This is a genomic window from Dietzia sp. HMSC21D01, from assembly GCF_001815995.1.
GTDB classification, from domain to species: domain Bacteria; phylum Actinomycetota; class Actinomycetes; order Mycobacteriales; family Mycobacteriaceae; genus Dietzia; species Dietzia cinnamea.
In genome coordinates, this window is the sequence record NZ_KV824091.1 from 1 (window position 1) to 2,988 (window position 2,988).

Below are 2,988 nucleotides of genomic sequence, written 5' to 3' on the forward strand. Positions count from 1 at the left end.
CCTGCCATACGGGGACGCCCCGGCCGAGCCCGCCGCCCGCGGTCCGTGGCCGGGTGCGCTGCCCGCGCCCTCGCCGTCGGTGGTGTGGCCCGGACCCGGCTACCGGCTCGAGATCCGCGAGAACGGTGACCCGGGGGCCGCCGTCGTGGCGCGGGTCCCGCTCGCCGGGGGAGTCGTGCTGCGCAGCGTGGAGGGGGCAGCCGTCGGGGTCACCTCACGCGGTCTGCTCAGTGCGCGACCCGCCGCCATCGAGGTAGGCGGTCGCAGCTGTGCGCTGCTCGGGTGGTCGCGGCCGTGGCCGATCGACGAGGCCTGGTGGGAGCCCACGTCCGACGGGGAACCCCGCCGGCCCCGGGCCCGCATGCAGGTCGTCCCCGAGCGTGCGGCCGCGTTGCTGCTCTGCGGCGTACTCGGGGACGGGTCGGAGAACTGGACGGTCGAGGGAGTCTACGAATGATGATCCGGCCGCTCACGCCCCGGTCAGCCGTGCCCGACTCGGGGGCGCGATCAGCGCTCGATGTCCACCACCAGACGGGTCGGGTTCTGCAGGAGGAAGGCGGAGAAGGCACGATCGGTGCCCTCGAGGCCGATCACCGCCTGCGCCTGTCCCTCGAACTGTCCCGCGAACGCCACGCCGGCCACCCCGGTGGCGTCGTCACCCGTCACGGTGCCCACCGGGACCTCCTCCAGGCCGGTCTCGGTCGGCAGGACCTGGCCTCCGATCATCACCTGGAGGAACGAGTCGCCCTGTACCTCCACGGGGAAGCCGCTGCCCTGCTGGGCGGGGGCGTCCACATAGTCCACGGAGTAGTTCGGGACGCCGCGCCCGTCGAGTTCGAAGACCACGCGGTCCTTGCCCTGGTAGTCGCCCATCCGGATCTCGGACACGACCAGCTCGGCGCGCCCTGCGGCGGCATCCGGGGTCTCGCTCTTGGGAGCGGAGTCCGCCGGACCGGCCGTGGGGTCGGCGGCCTCGGTCTCCTCCGGGGACAGGTTCTGCGCCAGGGCGGCCGGCGAGGAGCCGGCGGTGGTCGTCTGGCTCGTGGCGGGGGCGTCGGTCGAGGTGTCGGTCCCGCACCCCACCACTGCCAGGGACGCGGCGGCGGTCAGTGCGGCGGCCGCGACGAAGCGGCGGTGTCGGGTACGCATGGCCCCACCCTAAATCCCTCTAATCACTTTTGTCCCACAAGGTGGCTACAGTTACACCACTTCGCATGGTGGGGCACCATGGGGGCGTGTCAGTCATCGATCCCGCCCCAGTCCCCGCCTGGTGTTCGCTCCAGTCGGCCGACGAACCGCCGGCCGGCACCGCTGCCCACGAGGAGTCGTGGGTGTTGTTGGAGGTCCCCGCGCGATGGGGGCGCGACATCTTCGACGGGGAGGCGCTGGGCGACGAGCTCTCCGAGCGCCTCAAGAAGCACGTCTCCGACTGCGGGTCCCGCATGTTGTTCATCAGGCGACCCGGCCGCGAGGGTCAACGCATCGACCGGCACCGCTTCTACCTCTGTGACACGCGGCCCGGTCGACGGAGTATCAGGGTCGGCCGCGTCGACCGACCCGCGGACATACTCGACCTCGATCTCTCACCCGGTGGACACGTGGAAGGCGCCCGTGAGGTCGAGGGGCCCGTGGTCCTCGTCTGTACTCACGCCAAGCGCGATCAGTGCTGCGCCGTCCGGGGCCGCCCGGTTGTGGCCGGACTCGAGTCCCGTCTCGGGGACCGTCTGTCCTCGCTCGATCAGGACTCCGCGGTGTGGGAGTGCTCCCACACCGGCGGACACCGCTTCGCCCCGGTCCTGCTGCTGCCCGGGACCGGGTACACCTACGGGCCCGCGGAGACCGACCTCGCGGTCCGCATCGTCGAGGCCGAACTGGACGGCCGGGTCGTCACCGAGCACCTGCGGGGGCGCAGCACGTGGCCGCCGGCCGGGCAGGTCGCGGAGGTCGCCGTCCGCGACTCCGGCGTGGAGGCGGGGATCGACGACCTCGTCGTCGACATCGACCCGGACGACCCGCACGTGGCCGTCGTACAGCACACAGACGGCCGCGCCTGGCGCGTCGAGACCGGTACGCGCCCGCTCCCGCCCCGCGCGCAGAGCTGCCGCAAACCACCGGGCAAGGCCTCCGCATGGGTCGTGGAGTCCCTCACCCGGCTCTGACCGCACCCACCGGCACCGGGCGGGTGAGCCCCGGTGAACTGGTACCACGGGCCCAGGAGCTGGGGAGAGCTCGAACGGGTGCTGTCCGGGCGGCCGAACCCGCGCAGGCCGGAGAACCCCCATCCCGGCGACGGCAGCGACGCCCCCGCATGGTCGCGCACGCGGGGTGACTACACGCCCCCACAGCGGCCGCGCGTCCAGGGACGCGTGCCGTACGCGGAGTTGCACGCCCACACGGCGTTCAGCTTCCTCGACGGTGCGTCCTCGCCCGAGGCGATGGCGGAGGCGGCGGCCGAGCTGGGGCTCACGGCCCTCGCGATCACCGACCACGACGGCCTGTACGGGGTCGTACGTTTCGCCGAGGCCGCCTCCGAGCTGGGCCTGGCCACGGTGTTCGGGGCGGAGCTGTCCCTGCCGGGTGGCGAGCACCTGCTCGTTCTCGCCAGGGGGCAGGAGGGATACCGCCGGCTGTCCCGCGCGATCGCCCGCGCCCACCTGCGGGGCGGGGCCAAGGGCGAGCCGCGGTACGAGATCGCGGAGCTCGCGGAGGCGGCCGGGGGCCACTGGTACGTGCTCACCGGATGCCGACGCGGCCGCGTCCGTCGTGCGCTGGAACGCGGCGGCACCGGAGCCCCCGATTTCGACACCGAGGCGGCCCGCACGGCCCTGGAACAGCTGGTCGAGCTGTTCGGGCGGGACCGGGTGGTCGTGGAACTCACCTGCCATGGAGTGCCCGAGGACACCGAGCGGTGCGACGCGCTGGCCGGACTCGCGGCCCGGGCGGGACTCCCCGTCGTGGCCACGACCGCCGCCCACTGCGCGGGGCCCG

At 73.5% G+C, this 2,988-nt stretch carries 3 protein-coding genes and 1 pseudogene; 3 read left to right on the plus strand and 1 reads right to left on the minus strand.

What is annotated here, in order from left to right; all coding sequences use genetic code 11:
- Positions 1 to 457 (plus strand): annotated as a pseudogene (locus tag HMPREF3086_RS15355) (hypothetical protein); the annotation flags it as partial.
- A gap of 50 nt (positions 458 to 507) precedes the next feature.
- Here the strand turns inward: HMPREF3086_RS15355 and HMPREF3086_RS15360 are convergent.
- Positions 508 to 1,149 carry an AMIN-like domain-containing (lipo)protein gene (locus HMPREF3086_RS15360; RefSeq protein WP_061913990.1) on the minus strand — a complete coding sequence of 214 codons (642 nt, stop codon included), beginning with the start codon at positions 1,147 to 1,149 and terminating at the stop codon, positions 508 to 510.
- Positions 1,150 to 1,235: 86 nt separating this feature from the next.
- Between HMPREF3086_RS15360 and HMPREF3086_RS15365 the strand changes: the two genes are divergently transcribed.
- Positions 1,236 to 2,159 carry a sucrase ferredoxin gene (locus HMPREF3086_RS15365; protein WP_061914060.1) on the plus strand — a complete coding sequence of 308 codons (924 nt, stop codon included), beginning with the start codon at positions 1,236 to 1,238 and terminating at the stop codon, positions 2,157 to 2,159.
- 33 nt (positions 2,160 to 2,192) lie between these two features.
- The coding region (locus HMPREF3086_RS15370) for a PHP domain-containing protein (RefSeq protein ID WP_210401883.1) at positions 2,193 to 2,988 on the plus strand (796 nt) is incomplete at its 3' end.